Consider the following 23,490-nt stretch of genomic DNA (forward strand, 5'->3'; position numbering starts at 1 on the left):
GCACCAACAACGGGAGGTTCGCATGAGCCAGTCAACAGAGAGCACCACCGAAAGCAATCCGTTCACGAAACCCGGTTTCATCATTGCGGCCGCGCTGGTGGTCGCGCTGATCGCAGCAACCATCGTGATCTTCCTTCTCCCCAAGGGACAGGGCAACGCGCAGCCGGCCCCTCCGTCGGGGGAGCCTACCGGGTCGGTAGCAGCCACCCCCAGCGCTTCGGCTGGTGCTGAGGCAAGTGTCTGCGGGCTCCCCTCGTCTTCGGAAACCGCTTTGGGCGCTGCGCCGGAGACGACGTGGGAACTCGTAGGAACCATGGCTGCCCCAACTGATCCCAAGGTTGGTCCAGGGAAGACCGATGATCAGGGCATCCGGTCCTGCTTCGCCCATACACCCACGGGTGCACTATATGCTGCGGTGAATCTTTGGGCTCTGGGCAGCGATCCCTCCAAGGAACGAGCCATCGCCGAACAGCTTGTGGCTAAGGGAATCGGCCGGGATGCAGGAATGAAGGCACCGCAAACCGCGACCCCGTCCTCGTCCGTGAAGATCCAGATAGCTGGGTTCAACGTTTCGTATACATCTACCCAGGCTGTGGTTGAACTGGCATTCAAGGCAGACAATGGTGCCCTTGCTTCTGTAAGGACGAACCTGCTTTGGCAGGACGGTGACTGGAAAGGAGTGGTAGCCGACAACGGCGCACCCCTGGAAGAACCACGCCAAGTCCGTGATCTCTCAGGCTTTATCCCATGGAGCGGAGCATGAAGCCCGTATGGAACCCGGCAGGAGATTGGATAGCGGGCATCACAGATGATGCGATAGGGAATCTTGCCAAGGCCATCATGGAGGGTATGAGCCAGATGGTGACGACTCTGTCTACCTTCTGGGTTTCAATGCCCACGGTGAACCTGGCCAGTGAGGACGGGACGACTCCAAGCCCGGTTGCTTCTGCCGTCAACAGCGAACTAATGCCGTGGACGCTGGCTCTGGCGGTACTCGCAGTGATCCTCGGCGGAATCCGGATGATCTGGGAGCAGCGTGGTGCGCCGCTAAAGGACCTGCTCCGTTCGCTGCTCACCCTGACGTTGGTGTCCGGCTTGGGTCTGGGTGTCATCTCGATTCTGGTGATCGCAGCCGACGCATTCTCTGTCGCCATCATTGAGCGTTCCTCGGACGGCAAGGGATTCGCCGAGTCGATGAAGATCCTCGTCGTGACCGGCCAGACGGGCGTCGGGGTATTTATCCTCATCATTCTGGGCTTGATCGGGCTGATTGCTTCGCTGGTCCAGATCGTCCTGATGGTGGTCCGTAGCGGCATGTTGGTAATCCTGGCGGGCATCCTGCCCACCACTGCAGCGTTCACGAACACCGAGATGGGCAGGCAGTGGTTCCAGAAAGCAGTTGGATGGACGATCGCGTTCATCCTCTACAAGCCTGCGGCGGCCATTGTGTACTCGGTCGCGTTCCTTCTCATGGGCAGCGGCGAGGAGCGCGACGCGCTGGTTAAGTCCATCACGGGCTTCACGTTGATGATTGTTGCCTTGTTCGCGTTGCCGGCGTTGATGCGCTTCGTCACACCCATGGTTGGTGCCGTTGCCTCGGGCAGCGGGGCCGCAGCAGGGGCTGCTGTTGGTGCCATGGCCACCGGTGCTGTGTCCCTGGGACGTGGCGGCGGCGGACGAGGCCATGCCGCACCAACCCCCGCGACAACAAGCACCACAGCCAGCACGCCCAGCACTCACGCCGGCTCTTCGCCAAAGGGCAGTGACGGAGCGCCCGGCCCCCGGCGCGGGGGAGGCCAGCCTACCCCCGGTGTTACCGGCCCGGGAGGAGCCGCTGGCGCTGCAACCGCAGGCAAAGCTGGCACAGCAGGAGCAGCGGCAGGCGGCGGGGCAGCAGCAGCTGGCCCGGCAGGCATGGCCCTGGCCGCCGGGGCACAGGTGGCTACCAAGACGTCACAGGCAATTGAAAAGACCGCACAGGATTCAACCGGGGAGGGCCCCAGTGGCAGCAATTAACACCGAATACAAGGAACCGTCCTACGGCAACTGGCGCGTACCGCGCTCCGCCGGCTTGGGCAACCTCGGTGCCATTGGCACCGGGATTGTGATGGCCGGGCTGTTGCTGGGCATCACCACGTTCGCTATCTGGGGCCTGTTCCCAGGCCTCGCTGTCCTCGCCGTCGCCGGGGCCAGCGCCCTGTTGCTCACGGTCAAGGACAAGCACGGCCAGTCCGCTGTAGACCGCTTCGGCACCCGGATGGCCTTCCGGCTCTCCCGGTCCTCCGGAACAAACCTCTACCGCTCCGGACCCTTGGGCGTGACCGAGTGGGGCATGTACCAGCTCCCCGGACTGGCCGCGAAGTCCACCCTGTACGAGTTCGTCGACTCCTACAAGCGCCCGTTCGCCATGCTCCATGTCCCGGCCACCAGCCACTTCACCGTCATCTTCTCCACCGAACCTGACGGAGCCTCCCTGGTGGACCCTGAGCAGGTTGACGCATGGGTCGCCAACTGGGGTGGTTGGCTCGCCGGCCTTGCCGACGAAGCAGGACTGGACGCCGCGGCCGTCACCGTGGAGACCGCTCCCGACTCCGGGTACCGGCTCCGGAACGAGGTCGAAATGAACATTGACCCCAAGGCGCCGGAATTCGCCCAAGCGATCCTGCGCGAGGTCGTGGACACCTACCCGGAGGGATCGGCAACGGTCCGCGCCTGGGTTTGCCTGACCTTCAACGCCTCCCTGCGGTCCGGGGCGAAGAAGCGCACCCCCGAAGATGTGGCCCGGGACCTCGCCTCCCGGATCCCCGGCCTCTCCGCCAGGCTGCAGTCCACGGGTGCCGGGATCGCCCGCCCGATGTCCGCGCAGGAACTCTGCGAAGTCGTCCGCATAGCCTATGACCCTCCCGCTGCGCTGATCATTGATGAAGCCCAGGCCGCCGGTTCCCCCGTTGCCCTGACCTGGGATGAGGTCGGCCCCACCGCCACCCAGGCGAACTGGGACGGCTACCGCCACGATTCCGCGTTCTCTGTCTCCTGGACCATGGCTGGAGCCCCCCGCGGGTCCGTGAACTCCTCGGTCCTGTCCCGGCTGCTGGCCCCGCACGGCGACATTGACCGCAAACGCGTCTCCCTGCTTTACCGTCCGATGGATTCGGCGAAGGCTGCCGCTTTGGTTGAGCGGGACCAGAACAATGCCAACGTCCGCATCACTTCCGGAACGCGGCCCACGGCACGCGCCCTGGTTGATGCCCGCTCCGCCGTGCAGACCGCTCAGGAAGAAGCCCGTGGTGCCGGCCTGGTGAACTTCGGCATGGTTGTCACCGCCACGGTGACCGACAGGGACCGGTTGCCGGATGCCGTGGCCGCCATCGAGCAGACTTCCGGGACTGCAAGGGTGCTCCTGCGCCGCGCCTACGGTGCTCAGGACACCGCGTTCGCGGCGTCCCTGCCGCTGGGCCTGGTGTTGCCCAAGCACAGCATGGTGCCCTCCGAAATCAAGGATGCCCTCTAATGGCACTCAAGGACGTTTTGACAGCGATGACAGTAAAGCCAGTAAAGAAGGCAAAAGGCACTCCAAAGGAGGCTGGCCCGGGTGCCCGTGGCTGGGCCGGACGCGGCGGCGGCATGGCGCAGCTCGTCCCGTCGGTGAAGGAGTATCGGGGAACCACAGTCCAGGTCTGTGGACTGTGGCCGTTCTCCTCCGGTACGTCCTCGCCCATGATCGGTGTACCGCTCGGCCGTCATGAGGAAACCCAGGCCACGGTCTGCTGCGACCCGATCAGCTGGTTCCAGCGTGCCCGCCTCATCTCCAACCCTTCCGCCTTTATCCTTGGCAAACCCGGGCTGGGCAAGTCCACCTTGGTTCGGCGCATGTTCCTGGGTCTTGCCGCCCAGGGCGTCAATCCACTGGTTCTCGGGGACTTGAAAGGCGAGCACGTCAAGGCCGTCGAAGCTCTCGGCGGGCAGGTCATCAAGCTCGGCCGCGGTGTCGGCTACCTGAACATCCTTGACCCGGGCCAGGCCGTGGAGGTCGCCCAGCTCCTCGAGGAACACGGCCACCATGAAGCGGCCACCCGCGTCCGCGCTGACGCGCACGGGCGGCGCCTGAACATGGTCGTCTCACTTATCACTATCAGTCGGAACAACCCGCCCACCGATCAGGAACAGACCATCCTGGACCGGGCGCTGCGGGTCCTCGATGACCGGTTTGACGGGATTCCGGTCCTGAAGGACCTGCTGGACGTTATCGTCTCCGCCCCGGATGAACTCCGGCAGGTCGCATTGGACCGTGGCGACATGAACGTCTACCTGCGGGAGACCCGGGCGCTGGAAGCAACTCTGTTGGGCCTGACCGGGGGAGGGAAGCTGGGAGAAATCTTCTCTCGGCAGACCACTAACCCGATGAAGCGGGACCGCGCCGTGGTCTTCGACGTCTCCAGCATCGACGAGACCGAAACCGACCTGCAGGCCGCCGTGTTGCTGGCCTGCTGGTCCTACGGCTTCGGTACCGTGAACGTCGCCAACGCCCTCGCCGACGCAGGGCTGGAGCCACGGCGGAACTACTTTGTGGTCCTGGACGAGCTGTGGCGGGCGCTGCGCTCCGGCAAGGGAATGGTCGACCGGGTTGACGCCCTGACCCGCCTGAACCGTTCCGTCGGTGTTGGGCAGATCATGATCTCCCACACCATGTCCGACCTGCTCGCGCTGCCCGAGGAAGAGGACCGGATGAAAGCCCGCGGCTTCGTCGAACGCTCCGGCATGGTGATCTGCGGCGGTCTGCCCGCCTCGGAAATGCCGCTGCTGACCTCCGCGATTCCCCTCTCCCGGCAGGAGCAGCAAAAGCTCATCTCCTGGCAGGACCCGCCCGCTTGGGACTCACGCGGCCTCGACGTCGAACCCCCGGGCCGCGGGAAGTTCCTGATCAAGGTCGGCGGCCGGCCCGGCATCCCCGTACAGATCGGGCTGACCTCGATCGAGAAGAACGACGGCCTGAACGATACCGATACCCGCTGGCACGCGCCGGCGAAAACGCTGATGGACCCGGCAGCACCGGCACTGCCAGCCGAAGGAGGCTCACTGTGAGCGCACCGAACCGCAAAGGCATGGGCCTCGAAGATGCCCTGCTGGTCTGGCTGGCCATCGGCGCCATCGTCGTCTTCGGCGGCGGCACCTACGCTGCCCTTCACCTTGGGTCCTGGATGGCCGGCATCGCCGCGCCCCCGGCCCACCCCATCGATCTGATCGCCGGTCTCATCAAAGGCCGGGTTCCTTGGCCCACCCAGTCCACCATCGTCGTCTGTGTCATGGCCGGCCTGATCCTGGCGCTGGCCATCGTCGTGCTCGTGGCCTGGAGGAAAGGGGCATCCAAGCGAGCCCGGGTCGATAAGGCCGCCCGCTACCTGGGCCGCGGCAAAGCCCTCGACGCGTTCTCCGAAAAAGGCGCACAGGCCAAAGCCGAACGTCTCGGTATCAAGGACAACCCCGGGATTGTCGTCGGCAAGGTCGTCTCCACCGGCCAGAAGTTCGTTCAGTCCTGGGAAGACCTCAGTCTCGACATTTGGGGACCCCGAACGGGTAAGTCCACCTCCCGGGTGATGCCCGCGATCCTGGGCGCGCCCGGCGCCGTTGTCTCGACGTCGAACAAACGTGACGTCGTGGACGGCACCCGCGGCGTCCGCGAGAACACGGCTCCGGTGTGGGTCTTCGATCCGCAGAAGATCGCCCAGGAAGAACCGGACTGGTGGTGGAACCCCCTGTCCTACGTCACAGACGAAGAGAAAGCCTACAAACTCACCCAGCACTTCTCGGTCGGTTCCCGGGTCCCCGGGTCCAAGCCGGACGCCTACTTCGACCCCAAGGCCGAAGACATCCTCTCCTCGTACTTCCTCGCAGCCGCGCTCGGTGGTCTGCCGATCACGCAGGTGTACCTCTGGGTGACCGAGCAGGTCAACCGTGAACCTATCAACATCCTCAAACAGCACGACTACGAGCTGCAGTACAAGGGACTCGAGTCAACGCTGGAACTGGCCGACAAACAGCGCGACGGTATCTTCGGCACCGCCGAGAAAATGATCCAGTGCCTCAAGAGCAGGAACACGCTCCGCTGGGTCGCCCCGACCGGCGGCGCAAGCGTGGCCGGTGATCCGCGCCGGCAGTTCAACCCGCATGCCTTCGCAGCCTCCCAGGAGACCATCTACATCCTCTCCAAAGAAGGCGCAGGATCAGCCGCCCCACTCACCACCGCACTGACCGTCGCCATCGCCGAGGCGATGGAGGAACGCGCCGAGCGCAGCGGCGGCCGACTGCCCAAACCCGCTTTGTTCGCCCTGGACGAGCTGGCCAACGTCGTCCGCTGGGCCTCCCTGCCTGACCAGTTCAGCCACTACGGCTCCAAAGGCCTGATCGTCATGGGCATCCTGCAATCCTGGTCGCAGGGCGTCGAACTCTGGGGCGAGGCGAACATGCGGAAAATCTGGTCCGCAGCGAACGTCAAGGTCTACGGCGGCGGCGTCGCCGAAGAAGGCTACCTCCGCGCGCTCTCCGACCTCATCGGTGACTACAGCTACACCAACGTCTCCATTTCCTCCGGTAAATCCGGCTCCAGCCGCTCCCGCCAGGAAGCCAAGGAACGGATCTTCGACGTTTCCAACCTCGCCGAGCTCGACCGCGGCCGCGCCGTCATCCTCGCCTCGGGCGCCCCAGCCACCCTCGTACGCACCATGCCCTGGTACACCGGCCCACACAAAGAAGCCGTCGAAGCATCCATCAAGACCTACAGCCCCCGCCCCGAGGAAGAGGCGGTGCCGGTCGCGGCCGCAACTGTCGATAATCCGTGGGTCACGAAGTAAGGAAGCTGCTGCCATGACAGACGATTTTGGGCTGTTCGATACGGACACTCCGCCCGCCAGCGCCGGCGGAAGCGAAGACGAGAGAAGCGAGAAGAAGTCAGAGCTCGTCTACGGCTCGCCCGAGGAGTTCCTTCATGAGCAGCTGCTACCCACATATGTCCGCAGCGTCACCGGAAAGTCCGCCAAGTGGTGCATCGAATGGTACTTCCACCCGGAAGCCGTCTCGCGCGTAGCTGCCATGTGGCGGGCCTGGGAGCATCTTCGCCTCGATCCTGCCACCGGCATGAGCGTCTGGTGGCGCGACCACGCAGACCACCACATGAAAGTCCTACTGGACCCCCAAGGCCCCTTCTACAACTGCGATATGAAAGAACACCGCGACCCCGAACACCTCGAACCCAATAAGGCGCCCGCAGGCTGGTTTCCGGACGTCCGGACTATTCCTGCCTGAAAAAAGCAGCTGCACCGCTATCTGCGCCCGCCTGTCAACAATCAGGGCTGGAAACCATTTGGATTCCAGCCCTGATTCTTATTTTTCCGGCTTTAGTGCGCGGCCTCGTACTTCTCTACGACCTCCGCCTGGATACGGCCCCGAGTGTTGACCTGAATGCCATTCTCGGCCGCCCACAGGCGTACCGCTTTGGCATCCGGGCCCCCGTGCGAGGACTTGGTACGGGTCGCGGGGCGGCCACGGCCGCCGGCCACTTTGCGTCCGGCCTCGGTAAAGCGCGCCAAGGCGTCACGCAGTTCATTAGCGTGTCCCTCGTTAAGGTCAATTTCGTATGCACTGCCGTCGAGGGCGAAAGATAAGGTTTCGGTAGCTTCCGAACCGTCAATATCATCTTCCAGCAGCACGACTGTCTTTTTCGCCATGAATTAAGGCTATCAGTCTGCTGAGCAACCGGATTCCCTAATTAGAAGGCACCGACACAGTGGAGCCACTGCTGGTTGTTGAAGATACTTTTAGTCCCCGAACTGAGTTACGCAACAACAACGAGGCAGGAGGGATGCGAGCAGTACACAGCTGGGGTCAATCCGGGTTATCCACGGCTGGAATCGGCAGCCATCGGGGTAGCTCCCTCGGCAGCAGTAGCGGTGGGTAACCCACCAGCATTGTCCCCGGTTGTGGGCAGCGGGAAACCCACCGTCCAAGACGGTCGTTGGACAATTCCGCTACAGGCCGTTGTGTAACGCAGCTCCCGACTGCTGCTTGCTGTCTCGTCACACTAAGGCTTTCAAATCGAGAGGTATCGAACAGAAGATGGAACTTCCGTTGTGTCGCCGGGGGTTGATTCATCCACCTGCAGAACTCAGAAATTCGTATGGCAGGTAGCGCCGGCGACCCGGTCGACTGGACTTGAAAGTCGCCTTCATGACATCGCGGCCGACTTGAGTTCCCTGTCCAGGGATACCCTCCGGTAAGTTATGGACGGCGATCAGAGCAGGAAAAGATGAACTCTTCCTGTTGCTGATGATGTGAGTCAAAGTGGCGTGGGGGAGCGAATGAAACTGACCAGACTTAGAATCGATAGATTTAGGGCGATTCGCAGCGCCGATATTCGTATTGGTGATGAGTTAGCTCTGGTGGGACAGAACAGCTCAGGAAAAACTTCTGTCCTGCGTGCTCTTAACGCCTTTTTTAACTTTGAAGATGAACGCCAGGCTTTCGAGACGGGCCAGCATGTCTTCCGATCGTCCGCAGTAGCGATTATCGACGTGACATTCTCAAACACGCCCGATGCGTGTCCTATTCCACGGGTTTCCCCGAGTGGTGACCTTGTTCGTGCAAGGCTCAGATACAAGAGGGAGCCGTTGTGGGAGATCTACGTGGATCGAGACTGGCAGAAAGCCCCCCAGGACTTTCAGGAACAGTTGCACCGCTTCATCTCGTACGCCTTCATCCCATTGCGCCGTGACCACCATGTTGCTGGCTGGGGCCCAGAGGGACTCATGGAACGCGTAATCGAAGCCAGTGTTAATCATGGGCGTCAACGAGACCACATCACCCCCAAGATCAAGGGTCTGACACAGGCCATCAAGAACCAGTCGTTGGATACCCTCGTTAAACAGCTGAGGAAAAAGACGCCCCTCAACGGAACTTTTGAGTATGTCCTGAAATACGAGGAGGCCCCAGACTATTCAGTTCTACTGAGAGACCTGACGCTCCATGTGACCGAGGGTAGCCAAAGTGTCCGCTTGGCCGATAGTGGTAGCGGAACGCAGAGCATGGCAGTTTTCGCGTTGTACTCATACTTGGCGGAACTTGAAAACAGCACCTACATTTTGGGGTTTGAGGAGCCAGAACAGAATCTTCATCCTCAGGCCCAGATGCAGCTCCTCAAGAATCTCAGAGGCCTGGGGTTGCAAATCCTATTCACGACCCACTCCTCGACCATGATCGACGCTCTGGATCATGAGCAAGTAGTCCTCTGCCGACGGGCTCAGGCGAGTCGTCGCGATGTTGAGATGACAATCTCGCAACTTCCGGAAGATTTCTTCTTGGCCAACGGGATGAACAGGGAGTCGTACTATAAGTTCCACCGACGACGGAACTCTGAGTTTTTCTTTGCTGACTTCGTAGTTGTTACGGAGAGCCCAGTTGACGCGATGGTGGTTCGCCATCTGATGAGCGACGGTCATGGGGACCTTGAAGCACTCAATATGACGATACTGCCGCTTGACGGAGTTACCAATATCGATTTCGTCTATCATTTGCTCAAGAGCTTGGAGATTGAAGCAGCATTCGTTGTGGATAAGGACTACTTCCTACCCTATAAAAATGATGAGGTAAAGCTCAGCCGCAACAATCATGGATTCCCTCAGTACCGAAGGGAATTCAAAAGAGATTGCCTCATCAAGGAGATTATCCCTAAGGAAACCGAACGCATCGCCTTGCTTGATTACTTCTGGACCAATCCTTCTCGCGCGGCATCTATGCTGGCTTCTGCTAATTTCTACTGTTTCCGCTGGTCGTTGGAGATCGACTTAGTAGCTGCCCCGGTGGCTCGCGCTACAATGGCAGATATCTGCCAAATCCACGATCCAGACAAGCGGACATCCGAGGAATTGCTGACTCAGCGACAGAATAAAATCAAGAAGCAGGAAGTCGTTGGCCCGGTGCTGGCTAAACTCGGGGCGAAGAATCTGCCTTCTTCGTACAAGTTGCTTCGCAGAGACCTCCCGACCAAAGCAAAATTAGCTGCACGGTAGAGCTGTCCGTGACACTAACAGTTGCGCCAGCTCGGAGTAGTACCCAGGCACGTCACTCCAAAACCGTCAGGTTGATGTTAAAGACATTTGGAGGGAAGCGTCACGAAGCGACACTCCGAACCCTATTCTGACAATATTTCGCCTTCTGCCTGACGTCAGGTTGGGGTGTACTTCAGGTGCGCTAAGAGCGGGGAAAGCTCCTCTCGACGGATTGCCCGTTTCTAGATGAAGCACCGCGATCTTCAGGGCAAGCTCTTCGGCGCACCTCTTCATACTTGATAGGTTTTGAGTCCCAGCCTGCGGCGGAAGTGGGCAAGTGGGAGCCTGAAATGCAACGGGCGACGCCGGAAGGCCGTACGCCCTTGGTAGGCCGGCCTAGATCCAGGCCGGTGCCGGCGGCGCTGGGGTGAGGGATTCGCGGTCGCGCCTTGCCGTGGTGCCGCCTGTGCCGCGGCCTGTGGCCCATTGGGCGATGGCCGGCAGGGAGCCAGAGACCACGGTGGGGGAGGTGGCTGCCGTATTGCCGTAAGTCACTGGTGAGGGCTGGCCGGTGACTTCGACCACCAGGTCTTTGTCCGTCCCGCGGGCGTGCCAGGCGCCTGTGATGTCCTTGAGGAGCCGATCGAGGACGGGGGCGGGGATGTCCTTGAAGGTTGCCCCGTTGTCCAGGTCGACCGCATGGACCCAGACCTCGCGGGTGCGCATCCATACAGTCTCCTCTGCGGGGACGGTCCTGCCCTGGACGGTCTTGACCTTGTGGTGCCAGGAGTCGGCCGGCAGGTCGCGCCATTCCACGTTCAGGTGCACGGCGGAGTGTTCGAACAGGTTTCGAAGCGCAATGGGGCTGAGGGTGGCGCCGAAGTCGATCTCATGGTTGCGGACCTCAACCGAGGGATACATGGGAGTCTCCACCCCGGTTGCCGCCCATTCCACCAACCGGGCGACGGCCCGCGCGTTATAGCCGACGTGGGCGACGACGTGGCGGCGGGTCCAGCACGGCAGCAGCGAGCCCCCGTCCAGGTCAGCGTCGGTCAGCTCCTTGAGCTTGCGGGCAAAGAACGCGGTGCCGCGCCGTGCCTGTAGGAGCCCATCGAGCAGGACGGGATCGGTGGTCTGGTCGTGGCGGGCGGCCATCAGGCTTCCTTGACCACGCGGTTGGTCAGCTGGCCCAGGCCCTCGATGGTGGTCACCAGGACCTGGCCTTCCTGCAGGTAGCGCTTGGGGTCCTGGGCGTGGCCCACGCCGCCGGGGGTGCCGGTGGCGATCACGTCGCCCGGGTTCAGCGTGATGATGGTGGAGATGTAGGAGACCAGGAATTCAGGGGTGAACACCAGGTCCGAGGTAGGGGTGCTCTGCTGGACGTCGCCGTCCACCGCAGAGGTCATCAGCGGGCCGGGGGTGAATTCGTCCTGGGTGACCAGGGCGGGGCCGAACGGGGTGGACTTTTCCCATGTTTTGCCCTGGAGCCACTGGATGGTGCGGAACTGGTAGTCGCGCATGCTGATGTCATTCAGCACCGAGTAGCCGGCGATGTGGTCGGCGGCCTGGGCTTCGGGGATGCGGCGGCCCTGCTTGCCGATGACGACGGCGAGTTCTGCTTCCCAGTCAACGGTGTCCGATTCCTGGGGCAGGGCCAGGTCGTCGTTGGGTCCGATCAGGGATTCGGCGTACTTGGCGAACAGGGTGGGGTACTCGGGAACTTCGCGGCCCATCTCCTTGATGTGGTTGCGGTAGTTGTGGCCCACGCAGATGATCTTGCCGGGGGAGGGCACGACGGCGGCGAGGTCGGCGCCCTCAAGCGGGTGGGTTGCGCCGTTGGCTGCCTTCGCCGTGGTCTCCCACGTGGCGTCCTTCAACAGGGCCCCGACGTCGGAGAAGCCCGGGATTTCGGTGAGGATGTCGCCGTCCTGGCGGACCGCCGTCGTGCGCGCTTCGGTGCCGGTGCCGGTGTCGGCGGGGAGGCGGAGGGTGAGGAGTTTCATTACTGGGTGCGTCCTTCGATGTAGGTGCGGTTGAAGTTCAGGCGCTCGAAGATGGGGGCGTCACTGAACCGGAAGAGGTCAAATTCGGTGTCGGCCTGCAGTGACCAGGCTGCCCAGGAGGGGACCACGAACAGGTCGCCCTTAGCCAGCTGCTTCGTTTCACCGTTGAGGACCACGGATCCTGTGCCTTCGAAGACCTGCCAGACGCTGGAGCCCACCTCGCGGACCGTCTCGGTGGTGGCGTGGGCGCGGAGGCGGTGGAACTCGGCGCGGATGGTGGGCATCACGTCCCCGCCGGTGGTGGGGTTGGTGTACCGAACTGCGGCGTGGCCCTGGGAGGCGGTTGCCGGGTGGCCCTCGTCCTCGAGGAGCAGCTGTTCCCGGAGGGCGGCGTCCGTGTACTTCCAGCGGTAGGCGGCAATGGGCGAGCTGGTGGTGTCATCCAGGGCGGAGAGCGGGCGCAGACCGGGGTGGGCCCAGAGCCGTTCCGACCGGGAGATGTCCGGGGTGGCTTCGTCGGTGACACGCTCGGTGCCGAACTCGAAGAACCCCGCGTCGGCGTAGTGCACGAACGGGATGTCCAGGCCGTCGATCCAGGCCATCGGCTGATCGGTGTCGTTGTGGTGGCCATGGAAGTTCCAGCCCGGGGTCAGCAGGAAATCACCGCGGGACATCCGCACCGGGTCGCCGTTCACCACGGTCCATACGCCCTCGCCCTCGACAACGAAGCGGAAGGCGTTCTGGGAGTGCCGGTGCTCCGGTGCGGTTTCCCGGCCGCCCAGGTACTGGATGGCAGCCCAGAGCGTGGGGGTGGCGTACGGGGTGCCGCCAAGGCCGGGGTTGGCCAGCGCAATAGCCCGGCGTTCCCCGCCGCGACCCACGGGGACCAGGTCTCCGGCGCGGGCGGCCAGCGGGTACAGGTCGTTCCAACGCCACACGTGCGGCACTGCCTTCGGGGTCGGGACCATCGGCATGAGATCGCCGATCTCCGTCCACAGCGGGATCAGGTTCTCCGAGTCGAAGTTCTCATACAGCTGGTCCAGCTGTTCTTGTTGCTCAGCTGTAGGTGCCGAGGCAACTAACTGACCGTGGTCGTGACTCATTGTGGTCCTGTCCTATCTTCTGTCTTTCATGTGTTTCGATGATTCGTGGGGCGCAGGTACAGGTCTTGGGACCTGTCCGATGCACAGGTCCCGATTAGACGAGCTGGGAGCTTTCGTGTCGGCTCAGGAAAGGTGTGATCGCCTGCATCAGCTCAGCGATGTGGTCGATGTTGGGTGCGTGCTTGCAATCTAATTCGACGGCCTCGCAGCTGGGGGCAGCGGATTGTATGTTCTGCATCCATTCCGGCCTCAGGAGCGGGTCGCGGGAACCGCCAACGAGCAAGATGGGTGTGGAACTGCGCTGCAGATCATTCAGCCAGTTGTCATCCACCCGCGGAACTCGAAGTGCTTCAGGCAGGGGAATAGCTGCTGCTTTCACAGCTCTGTAGTGCCCGCTCTTCCGTGCTTCCGCAGCCCTGAGGGCAAGATGGCTGGAAAAGTGCGGGCCGTCGTCGATGAGGAGGCTGACGATCCTGGACAGGTCATTTTCTGTCCCGTCCCAGTGCCCCAATTCGTCAAGGGCCAGATCGGTGCGCCACGGTCCTCCTGATCCGTTTACGCTGACAACAGATCGTAATTGGATCTTTTCATCATTCGAGCCGGACCAACCGGCTGCAGCGCGCAAGGCCAGGGATCCTCCGAAGGAATTGCCCATCAGGTGCACCGGGCCTTCCACTCCCAGTGTGCGGAGGAGATCGAAGATGTGACGGAGCCGGAAGTCGTACGGCGACTCACCCAAGAAGACGGCCTTATCGGTGCCTCCGAATCCGAGGAGATCCGGGGCTATGACTCGATAGTGTTCAGCTAAAAGAGGAGCCATTGTGCCCCAGGTCACTGCAGCGCTGCCTCCCCACGCGCCGTCATGAAGCAGTACAAGAACGGGCGCATCGGGTGCCCCGCCCTCAAAATAGCGGGTACGGAAGGACCCGGCGACGGTCCATTTTTCTTCCAGCAGGGGACTGGTCATACCAGGACCTCTCCATTCCTAAGCGTCGTCTTTCCGGCGCTGGCCTGAGGCGCAACATAGGCGTAGTCCTCTTCACGGAGCTGCTCCGTTAGACGCCAGTACTCGACTGTGCTCAGTGGCCAGTTTTGCGAGACCCTGCCGGAGGAACTCTTGTACCAGTTGTTCACGCCCTCTATCCCCCAAGCCATCTCCTCGTTGGCACGGTCAATCCTCTTGTTGTATTCAAGGAAGGCTTCCGGTTTGCATTCCAGGCTTCCCCCACCTCTTGATGCCAGAAGTGAGATACATCCCATGACGTGGTTCATTGCCAGTTCGGAGAACATAATGATGCTTCCGTTCAGGACCAGGTTTGTGTTCGGCCCATAGAGGCAGAACAGGTTGGGAAAGTTGGGAACCGTGATACCCATGAATGCCCTGGGATCCTCACCCCACCATTCGCGCAGTTCCTGGCCGCCGCGGCCGACAACTTTCATGGGGGCCAGGAACTCTGAAGCCTTGAAACCTGTACCGTAGATGATCACATCCACGACAACCTCGTCCCTGCTCTCCGTCACAATGGCCGTGTCGGTGATGCTGGAGATCCTGTCGCTGATGAGTGTTACGTTGTCCCGCAACAGGGTCTTCGCCCAAACGCCGTTGTCACGCAACATCCGCTTCGAATACGGCGGATAGTCAGGAATGACCTTTCCCAGCAGGTCGGGACGATCAACGTACTGAGAAGAAATATGCTTCTCCAAAGCCATGCGCAATTCATAATTCATCTGGGACACCGAATCATGTCGGTCCCATGAGGGGTCGACGACGGCGAACCGGCGCATTCCATCGACTGCCATCCAGAACTGATGGAAACGGAACCAGCGGTGGTAGTCGGGAAGATTTTCGAAGAGCCACTTGAGTCCGGGACGTAGCTCATCGTGATATGCCGGGGCCGGCAGCGCCCAGGGCGCGCTGCGCTGCATGACATACAGGTGCTCCGTTTGCTCGGCAATTTCCGGGATGACCTGGTAGGAGCTCGCTCCGGTGCCAATGACCGCAACGCGCTTTCCGGTCAGGTCGACATTGTGGTCCCAGCGGGCGGTGTGAAACGCGGTTCCGCCAAACGTGTTTCCTCCTGGAAAGTTCGGGATGGACGGCTGGTTCAGCTGACCGACGGCGCTGATGACGGCATTCACCGTATAGGTCTGCTCCCCTGCGTCCCCGGAGCGGGCCGTGACGGTCCACAGGCACGTGGCTTCATCGAAGGTTGCCGACACCACTTCGGTTCCGAAGACGATCCTGTCCCGCAATCCGAAGCTGTCGGCGGCGTTACGGAAATAGTTGTGGATGGCGCCTTGGGTGGAATATTGATGGGTCCAGTCGCTCTTTTGTGCGAAGGAGTAGCTGTAGGCGAAATTGTTGGTATCGAGTCGGCATCCCGGGTAGTCGTTCTCTAGCCACACGCCGCCGACGTCTGTGTTCCGCTCGAGGATGATGAATGGAATACCTGCCTCGTCAAGGCGGTGCGCGGCGAGCAGACCGGACATGCCCGCTCCGATGATCATCACCGAGAAATCCTCAGGGACTTCGACAGTGGTCGGGGCGGCGGGGGACACGGCGGCTTCGCCAAGTCCGAGTTCGTGCAGCAGCAGGGGCTCGTAGTTCTCGGCGACATCACCGGTAATAAAGCGAATCAACCGACGCAATTGTTCGGGATCGTCCATACGTGCGCTGGAGCTTGCCGAGTCCCGGAACTTCTTGATGGAATCGAATGCGAGGTTCCTCGCGAGCTGCTGCTCCTGCGCTGAGAGGCCGCCTTGTGGAGCGAGAGCAGCGCCTTCCACGCGTATCGCGGGGTGCAATTCATCGCGGTTCACCAGGCTCATGTCTCCGGTCAAATGTGCCAGTGCCGGAATGAGCGAGGGCAAATCAGCATCCTCGAGCGCCGACATCAATTGATCATCAGTGGCTGTGAGAATGCCCGGAGTGGTAGAAAAAGTCATGTTGGCTCCTCAAGCGACACGTTCGCGCAACTGCCAATAATTAGCAAGTGGTTTATGTGTTGGCCGAACGTGGCGGAAACGTATTTTTATATGTCTAGGCTATTTCAGTGGACATTCGACGACAAACGCTTTGTGTGAATGTCAGTTATGAATTCAATAAATGTACGGAGCGGGGTACGCCCTGCGTGACTTAAGGACGGATCTCAGGGTGCGTATTTCCAGCCGGTGCACTCATGATTTCGTGGCCGATCGCGGTAAATTTATCTCTTAGCCATCTGTTACCGGGATCCTGCTCGTTCCGCGCGTGCCAGTACATGTGCATGCGCACTGTGGGCAGCTCAAGAGGAGGAGCAACGGTCCTGAATTGGTCGTCGCGGGCGAGCTGGTCAGCGAGCTTTTCCTGCAGGAGCCCGACCAGATTATTTCCCCGGATCAGAAACGGAATAATGACAAAGTCATCGACTATGACCCGGTCATTTCCGAGGCCGGCAGCGATCAGTGTCGAATGGGCATTGGTTGCTACACCGTGATGCTCGTACACCACATGCGGATACATTTTGAAGGATTCAGCATCAAACCGCTTGCCGGCAAATGGGTGGTCGCGGTCAACCACGCACGTCCACTCCAATGAAAGGACGTGCTGGTTGGGATGTGTGATGCCGAACGTGTCCGGCAGCAGAACCAAATCGATGCCTGGTCGCTCCACGAGTTCGTTCCGGGGCTGCCCTATGGGTTCGATCTGGATGACCACTCCCGGCGCATCCCGCATCAGTCGAGTGACCAACGGGGCCACAAGCAGTACCGCGGCTGCATTGGCAGTAGCGATACGGAAACGTCTCTGCGAGGTGCCAGGGTCAAAAGGAAGATGACCCAGGACTTCCCCTCGCGCGATCGCCAGCATACGCGACAGAGGCTCCTGCAATGAAGCTGCCCTGGGAGTCAGCTGCCACTCCCGTCCGACCCTGGTAAGAACGTCATCATCGAGCAGGCGTCGTAGCCGTCCGAGCATGTTGCTCATGGCCGACTGAGTGATTCCTAACTGCTCGCCAGCGCGGGTCACGTTTCGCTCAAAGAGCAGCGCCTCAAGAGCCACGAGCAGATTAAGATCGACGCCGTAAAGGTTTCGCGCCCTCTGCTCTTCGCTCAACTTTCCAACTTTCTGGTGTTCTTCCTGACGGCTCCGGCTTTGTCCGATGCTATCGGGCGGCGCCGGTCAAAGGGTGGCCCATCCCAGCTCGTTTGGCTGGGATGGGCCGGCTCTCGGAGGTGCCCCCTTTGGCCTGCCTTGCAGCAGAATCCCCTGGTGTACCTGAACTAGGCGTCCTTTGGGCTAGGGCTGGAACTCGCCACAATGGGATGTTCAGGCCCCGCAACGACGTCGTTACCGCGGGATATTTTGGACAGAACCAGCACGCTGATCGCGGAGACGGCAACCATTGCGACCAAGTACAGCGCGATCGCCTGGGAGGAAGCAGTAGCCGCGTAGATGGCAGTGGCGATCATAGGCGTCAGGCCACCGCCGAGGACAGAACCCATCTGGTACGACAGTGAGGCGCCCGTGTATCGCAGGTGTGTTGGGAATGAACGGGTGATGATTATGGCCTGGACCCCGACCGATAGCCCGATCGGCACAGCAAGAATCACAAGCGCCAAGAGGGCTCCGCCGATGGTTACGCCGTCGAACAACCAGAAGCACACGAAGACCGCGGCTGCGGAGAGGATCATGGCAAGAGTGAACAGTTTGACCGCCCCGACCCTGTCTGCGAGGTTTCCGGCGAAACCGGTAACGACAAGATAGACAACGGATGCAGCGATCAGCGAGCCAAGAAGCAGTTGCCGGTCCAGTCCCAATTGAACTCCGTATGAAAGGAGATACACGGAGAACAGGTACCCGAGGGCTGACGGCGCGAGGGAAACACCCATACCGCTGATCACGTTCTTCCATCCGCTGCGCAGTACCTCCAGGAGCGGCAGACGGCGGGTCGCGGAAGCAGCATTAACCTTCTCGAACTCCGGGCTTTCCTCGAGCTGCATTCGGATGAACAGCGCAACAATTACCATAAGGGCACTGAACACGAACGGAATCCGCCAGCCCCAGGCAGCGAACTGAGCAGGTGCAAGAACGGCGCCGATGATCAGGAAGACGGCGTTCGCCAGTATTATTCCAGCCGGGATTCCCATCTGCGGGAACGATGAATAGAAGGCGCGTTTACCCGGCGGGGCATGTTCGGTCGCCATCAGGACAGCGCCGCCCCACTCACCTCCCACACCAAGGCCCTGAACGAGGCGCAAGGTAATCAGCAGGATTGGCGCCGCAATTCCGATTTGTTCGAAATTGGGCAATAGGGCAATCAGGAAAGTCCCAACACCCATCAACATCAGGGAAAAGACCAGAGTACGCTTGCGACCCAGCCGGTCTCCAAAGTGACCAAACAGAATTCCGCCAACGGGGCGGGCGATAAATCCGGCCGCGAAGGTCCCGAATGATGCGATCAGTCCAGCTGTAGGCGAAAACGCGGGAAAAAATTGAGGGCCGAAAACAAAAGCTGCGGCGGCTCCGTAAATGAAGAAGTCGTACCACTCAATGGTCGTGCCGACGAACGTAGCAGCGGCGACTCTCCGTGCTCTCTTAGGCGCATCAGACGCCAAATTTGCCGTGTTCATAAATCTCCCTTGATTCAATCTCCCATAGGTGACGCGTGCGGTCACGCCGTCGGAGCTTCCGTTATTCACACAGGTCCATTCCGCGCGTGAATACATACTGAGCTAAAGTGAACGAGTGTGATCTTCGTCCTAACCAATTCAAGAACAGCATGCGTGTATATACAAGGATTCCTGCTTGGCGAATCGTGATGCCAGACATCACGGCCGTGAATGGTTCGTTTTGGGTCTCATGAAGCAGCGTCGTGAACCAGTGCCCTTTTTCGGCTGCCAGCCGTCCCTCTGGACATCACCGCGCCTCACCGACAGCCACCTCTCAATTCTCATACCAAGACGGACCGGAAAAACAACCAGCCCGCGGTCCCTACGGTCAGCTAACGGCAGGAAATCCCTGCGCCAAATATGAGGACAACCCCACGACCGATGGCAGTAAACAGGCTCTTTGGCAGCCGCTCCCCCGCCCGATTTCCAACGCCGATATCGCGCCTTCCGTCAACCTGCATGTTCTGGCGGGCGCTTCATGCGAGTAGAGCCGCCAACACGCCTACGGTTGCCTGAGGGTTCGAGTAGCGGAACTCCGACCAAGAGCGGTAGGCCGGAGTTCCGTGTCCAAAAGGTACACCCCGCCGTTGGAGTTCGCTAGGGATGTCACCGACAACTCAAGGGGCCACGAAACAAGGGGCAGCAAGAGGGTTTTCGTGACGTAGCCGGTTGGCTTCGTCCGGGGGAGTAGGACCGATAGCCGCCTTCCTGCGCTGGCGTCAGGATAGTGCGAAATTCCGTTTCATTGACAGTGGCTGTTGATGTTTTCAGATCCCACCCTGACAGCGGGAGAGGAAGGAAATCAGGCTGGGGAAGCTCGGAATAGTCGAATAGCCCTATGAATTTGGACTTGTTGAAGTCGGTCGGGGCCGCGGGTGGCTATGTCCCATATAGAGACTGGTCGCAACGTCGGAGAACAAGGGGAAGCTCCGCCTCCAGGCCAATGTTTTCCCATGTCACGCGGATTTAGACGTCAGGTTTGGGTGTACTTCAACCAGGTGACGCAACGCGAAACCTGCCAAGTTCTGCAGTCGTGTCTGTTTATCGCAAAGATGAGCAATTACTTGCCGTGAAGCGTTGTAGCCGACGAGCTCGTGGTGAGGTGCTACCTGATTTGCGCCTCCAGACGGCTGTTCGCCGTGCCAACGTGGTGGTAGCTTCGATTGAAGTAGACCAGCCCATGCCCGCCTTGCATCCGCACTTGCATTACCTCCGCGAAGATGACTGTGTGCGTGCCTACGTTTATGACTTCATGGATGGCGCAGTCCACATTGGCGACGGCGCATTCGAGCAGTGGGCTGCCCGTTTCACCGGGCGTCCATTCCGCTGCAGCGAATCTTTCGTCAAGGGAATTAACACTGCCAGCGAAGACGCTGGCAAGGGGTTGCTGTGAGGCAGAGAGAACATTGACGCAGAGCACTCCATTTCGCAACAGTGGCTTGTTCTGCATGCTGCTTTGATTCATGCAAACCAGCAGCATGGGCGGGTCGTCGGTGACGCTCGATACCGCTGTGGCCGTGAAGCCAAGGCGTCCGGCTACCCCCGAGGAAGTGATGACGCAGACGGCCGAGCTTAGATTTGCCATCGCGTCACGAAAGCTACCCTTCAAATCGTCAGGGCTGCTCATCGGGGGACCGTCACGAGGTCGGTGACACCGTGTCGTTCGGCGAAAGCCTGTGCTGCCCGCATGTCTTGTAGTGCGGGCACGATTGACTCCGGGTGAGGAAGACCGTAGTAAAGCTCATCGGCGGCAGTCGTGCTTTGCACTGCTGCATCGACAACAATCCGGGCTGCGGGTTTTAGCGGCTGTAAGAACAAGTTATTGTACTCGCACTGATTGCGCCCATAGTAGGACCAGATCAAGCTGTTCACCCTCGTCATCCAGCTTTCGTCGAATGCCTTGTCCCCATTCTCGGTGATTTGTTCGGCAAGGAACTTTCCACTCCGATTAGCGAAATTGCCGCCCTGCCCGCAGATTGGGTCGAAGGTGATGGCGGTATCGCCAATCGGCATGATCAGGCCGCCGGAAGGCAGGCGGCCGAATGCCTGGCGTACACCCGGCACGAAGCGGCCCGTCAGCCACCCGTTGGGGTCCTCGTGGACGAATTCGACGTCGTCAATGAAGTGACGCTCCCATGGTGCGAATTCTCGCGAAATCTGCTTGAAGATTTCCGTCGCCTCCACGCCGGTGCTAGCACCACCAAACCGGTCGAAGACGCCTCCCGGCTTCGCTTCAAGGAGCCATGCAAAGGTGTCGCCGGCGGTCTTGTGCATCCAAGGACCCCAAAAGAATTCTCCGGCGTCCGCGTAGAAGTTGAACTTCTGCGGGATGAGTTCCCAGCGGTCGGCGAACCATTCGCTGACATGTCGGCCCGACTTACTGCGGACTACACCCATGGCGAGATGGCGCTGAGGGGCGTCAAAGACGGAACGGGCCTCGTCGCGGGGGATCAGCTTGCCCAGGTCAGCCTTTCCGGCGGCGAGAACGGTGACGTCACTCTCGAGGGCGATGAGATCCGCTCGCGCCGGAGTGACGTTCTCAATCACCAATCGCCCACCCCGTGATTCCAGATCTGAAAGCCAGCGGCTGACGCGCATCCGCATGTCGATCCCGCAGCCCCGGCGTCCGTATTCGGTGAGGCCCTGGATGACCTGGGGCTCAGGGTCGCCGACAAATCGGGATCGGTCCATTAGGACGCCCTGGCCACCCATCATGTTCCCTGACCAGTGATCCATGTCGAGTTCACGCTCGATGTCTATCGAGGAAGCCCAAAGGTAGTTTGAACCAGTTGGCTTCGACTCGTCGAGCCACTGCTCCGGTGTCCGGTCGGAGTACACGGTCACATCGTGCCCATCGCGAAGTAGCGCGTAGGCGAGGATGCAGCCCGCAGGTCCGGAACCGATGATGCTGACTTTTGACATGAATCCTCCGAGGTATAAAACGCCTCGCCGCAGCGGAGGCGCAAGACAAATGATGTCTTTACTTAGAGACGTTAGACAACTTCTGACGCTTGTTTGAGGGAGTGAGTATGTGTTTACGTGATGTTTACGGGCTGCCCCTTCAGCGCTTACACGAGTCGATTTCCACGATGGTTAGTAGGCAGGGCCACGAGACCAGAGGTCAAGGCATCGTCTTATAAACCAGGTGGGGCGCCCAGGGAATGACCGGCATTAGCGAGATGGGGGTTTCGGGCGTTTAGCAAGGATTGAGGCGTAAGCGCCTGTGACACCGACGCCCACCAGCTTTCGACCCGCGGGCGTCCGTGGGTCGCGGTCGATATCGATCTTGTGTCCGTTGTAGCGATGAACGTTCGCCTCCTCGTCGTTTAGTCCCGGCGTTGAAGATGTCGAGGTTTCCGCCCATCTCTTCTGGTTGGACTGTCTTCGGAATAGCAATAATGCCCAGCCGAACGAGCCGGTGCAGCACGACTAAGGACGAACTTTTCCAATGCCAGGACTATGACCGTTAGGACTGGCTTGGCAAAGATGATGTTGCTTTGCCCTCCCGCTAACGGGAGAGAAGTGATGCCGGACGTCGTGAACAGCTCGGCGCAGTTGATCCCCCTGATGCTAGGGCGCGTCCAGCTGCGTCCTCACATTTGTATGCCGCGGCGGTATCGATCAATCGGTAACTCGTAAGCCGGAGCAGCGCCAACGGCTTAGCTTTGGTCCTCCAGGATCTATAAACGCCGAAGCCCAGGATTGGCATTTGACGAAACTGCTGCTGTGCCTACTTTGGGGCTGCGCTTCCTACCACGAGATTTTGGAGCTTGTTGCCAGCGTGAAGTGCTTTTAGGTTCCTACCGACCAACTCTGCTGCTCCCTGGGGCCTGTTCCCCGCAATATGCGGTGTGATGATGAGGTTTTTTAGTCTCCATAGTGGTGAGGTGGAGGGGAGAGGTTCGCTTTGAGCGACGTCGATGGCCGCACACCTCAGCTGTTTCTTTTCGAGAGCAGATATGAGAGCCGCTTCATCGACCGTCGAACCACGTCCTACATTGATGAAAACGGAGCCTTGGGGCAATGCAGCGAAAACGCTGCTGTTGAACAGCCTGTCGGTTCCCGCACTGGCGGGCACCAGCGAAATGAGAACGTTTGTGCTTCCTAGCAGTTCTCTGGCGGTATCTTCTGTCACCACCGGATAGCCGGCGCGGCTACCGGCCGTGCTTGCCACGCCAGTAACCTTTGCGCCAAGAAAGGTGAGAAGGGGAGCGAGCTTCGCGGCAATGGAACCAAATCCCCAAATCAGGACGCCCGCACCAGCGAGTGTGTAGTCGGCAGCGCTGTCCGGACTTGCCTGGTCATGAAGGTACTCGTTGTCCCACGTCGCGGATTGTTGGGCACGGTGGAGCCGGTCGAGCCTCCGGATGCAGGCGAGCAGGAGCGTAAGGGTGTGCTCGGCCACCGGCCCGTCATGAAGAGAACGCCCCGAACATACCTGTACCGACTCCGGAAAGCCGGCGGCGGTGACAGCGTCCGTCCCCGAGGCCAAGGCTTGCACCAGGCGCAGGCGTGTCAGGTGCTGGGCTGCGGCGGCCAGTTGTGCAGCAGGGTTCTGCCACACAACCAAAACCTCAGCGTCCCTGTCAGCCTCGGGTATTGGCGCATGAACGTCATAGACGATGAAGCGGTCTTCCGTTCCTCCTGTGAATGACTCCGGACTGACTGTTGAGGGGACCAGAACCTTCATAGCGTCTC

At 60.5% G+C, this 23,490-nt stretch carries 18 protein-coding genes; 7 read left to right on the forward strand and 11 right to left on the reverse strand.

The window, feature by feature from the left end:
• Window positions 1-22 precede the first annotated feature (22 nt).
• From FNL14_RS11365 to FNL14_RS11390, 6 genes are read left to right on the forward strand one after another with little or no spacing between them, the layout of a single operon-like run.
• Window positions 23-763, forward strand: a complete 741-nt coding sequence (locus FNL14_RS11365) for a hypothetical protein (RefSeq protein ID WP_142060085.1) — start codon at window positions 23-25, stop codon at window positions 761-763.
• Window positions 760-2,016: a hypothetical protein gene (locus tag FNL14_RS11370; RefSeq protein WP_142060087.1), complete on the forward strand. Its 1,257-nt coding sequence runs from the start codon at window positions 760-762 to the stop codon at window positions 2,014-2,016. Before FNL14_RS11365 ends, FNL14_RS11370 begins: the two co-directional genes overlap by 4 nt.
• Window positions 2,003-3,511, forward strand: a complete 1,509-nt coding sequence (locus FNL14_RS11375; protein WP_142060089.1) for an SCO6880 family protein — start codon at window positions 2,003-2,005, stop codon at window positions 3,509-3,511. The genes FNL14_RS11370 and FNL14_RS11375 overlap by 14 nt, the downstream gene beginning before the upstream one ends.
• On the forward strand, window positions 3,511-5,082 hold the full coding sequence (locus FNL14_RS11380; protein WP_255470801.1) for a helicase HerA domain-containing protein: 1,572 nt from the start codon (window positions 3,511-3,513) through the stop codon (window positions 5,080-5,082). The genes FNL14_RS11375 and FNL14_RS11380 overlap by 1 nt, the downstream gene beginning before the upstream one ends.
• The gene (locus tag FNL14_RS11385) at window positions 5,079-6,848 is read left to right on the forward strand and encodes a type IV secretory system conjugative DNA transfer family protein (RefSeq protein ID WP_142060091.1); all 1,770 of its coding nucleotides are present in this window, start codon (window positions 5,079-5,081) and stop codon (window positions 6,846-6,848) included. The genes FNL14_RS11380 and FNL14_RS11385 overlap by 4 nt, the downstream gene beginning before the upstream one ends.
• 13 nt (window positions 6,849-6,861) lie before the next feature.
• Window positions 6,862-7,299: a DUF4913 domain-containing protein gene (locus FNL14_RS11390; RefSeq protein ID WP_142060093.1), complete on the forward strand. Its 438-nt coding sequence runs from the start codon at window positions 6,862-6,864 to the stop codon at window positions 7,297-7,299.
• 92 nt (window positions 7,300-7,391) lie between these two features.
• Here FNL14_RS11390 and FNL14_RS11395 read toward each other — a convergent pair whose 3' ends face one another.
• On the reverse strand, window positions 7,392-7,721 hold the full coding sequence (locus FNL14_RS11395) for an Lsr2 family protein (protein ID WP_142060095.1): 330 nt from the start codon (window positions 7,719-7,721) through the stop codon (window positions 7,392-7,394).
• 630 nt (window positions 7,722-8,351) lie between these two features.
• Here FNL14_RS11395 and FNL14_RS11400 point away from each other — a divergent pair.
• Window positions 8,352-10,058, forward strand: coding sequence for an ATP-dependent endonuclease (locus tag FNL14_RS11400; protein WP_142060097.1), 1,707 nt, complete (start codon window positions 8,352-8,354; stop codon window positions 10,056-10,058).
• A 375-nt stretch (window positions 10,059-10,433) separates the two neighbouring features.
• Here the strand turns inward: FNL14_RS11400 and FNL14_RS11405 are convergent, their stop codons facing one another.
• The 10 genes from FNL14_RS11405 to FNL14_RS11450 form a co-directional block, all read right to left on the reverse strand.
• Complete coding sequence (locus FNL14_RS11405) at window positions 10,434-11,192, reverse strand: maleylpyruvate isomerase family mycothiol-dependent enzyme (protein WP_142060099.1); 759 nt, start codon at window positions 11,190-11,192, stop codon at window positions 10,434-10,436.
• Window positions 11,192-12,040, reverse strand: coding sequence for a fumarylacetoacetate hydrolase family protein (locus FNL14_RS11410; protein WP_142060101.1), 849 nt, complete (start codon window positions 12,038-12,040; stop codon window positions 11,192-11,194). The genes FNL14_RS11405 and FNL14_RS11410 overlap by 1 nt, the downstream gene beginning before the upstream one ends.
• Window positions 12,040-13,143 (reverse strand): cupin domain-containing protein, encoded by a 1,104-nt coding sequence (locus FNL14_RS11415; RefSeq protein WP_142060103.1) that lies wholly within the window; start codon window positions 13,141-13,143, stop codon window positions 12,040-12,042. The genes FNL14_RS11410 and FNL14_RS11415 overlap by 1 nt, the downstream gene beginning before the upstream one ends.
• A 94-nt stretch (window positions 13,144-13,237) precedes the next feature.
• The gene (locus FNL14_RS11420; RefSeq protein ID WP_142060105.1) at window positions 13,238-14,110 is read right to left on the reverse strand and encodes an alpha/beta fold hydrolase; all 873 of its coding nucleotides are present in this window, start codon (window positions 14,108-14,110) and stop codon (window positions 13,238-13,240) included.
• Window positions 14,107-16,089 carry an NAD(P)/FAD-dependent oxidoreductase gene (locus tag FNL14_RS11425; RefSeq protein WP_142060107.1) on the reverse strand — a complete coding sequence of 661 codons (1,983 nt, stop codon included), beginning with the start codon at window positions 16,087-16,089 and terminating at the stop codon, window positions 14,107-14,109. Before FNL14_RS11425 ends, FNL14_RS11420 begins: the two co-directional genes overlap by 4 nt.
• Before the next feature lie 190 nt (window positions 16,090-16,279).
• Window positions 16,280-17,236, reverse strand: a complete 957-nt coding sequence (locus FNL14_RS11430; RefSeq protein ID WP_142060109.1) for a LysR family transcriptional regulator — start codon at window positions 17,234-17,236, stop codon at window positions 16,280-16,282.
• A gap of 167 nt (window positions 17,237-17,403) precedes the next feature.
• Window positions 17,404-18,753, reverse strand: coding sequence for an MFS transporter (locus tag FNL14_RS11435; RefSeq protein WP_142060111.1), 1,350 nt, complete (start codon window positions 18,751-18,753; stop codon window positions 17,404-17,406).
• A 1,144-nt stretch (window positions 18,754-19,897) separates the two neighbouring features.
• On the reverse strand, window positions 19,898-20,419 hold the full coding sequence (locus FNL14_RS11440; protein WP_142060113.1) for a flavin reductase: 522 nt from the start codon (window positions 20,417-20,419) through the stop codon (window positions 19,898-19,900).
• Window positions 20,416-21,714: a styrene monooxygenase/indole monooxygenase family protein gene (locus FNL14_RS11445; protein WP_142060114.1), complete on the reverse strand. Its 1,299-nt coding sequence runs from the start codon at window positions 21,712-21,714 to the stop codon at window positions 20,416-20,418. The genes FNL14_RS11440 and FNL14_RS11445 overlap by 4 nt, the downstream gene beginning before the upstream one ends.
• A gap of 808 nt (window positions 21,715-22,522) precedes the next feature.
• Window positions 22,523-23,482 carry an NAD(P)-dependent oxidoreductase gene (locus FNL14_RS11450; RefSeq protein ID WP_142060115.1) on the reverse strand — a complete coding sequence of 320 codons (960 nt, stop codon included), beginning with the start codon at window positions 23,480-23,482 and terminating at the stop codon, window positions 22,523-22,525.
• Window positions 23,483-23,490: the final 8 nt, after the last annotated feature.

It is taken from the genome of Pseudarthrobacter sp. B4EP4b, assembly GCF_006680095.1.
GTDB lineage: Bacteria > Actinomycetota > Actinomycetes > Actinomycetales > Micrococcaceae > Arthrobacter.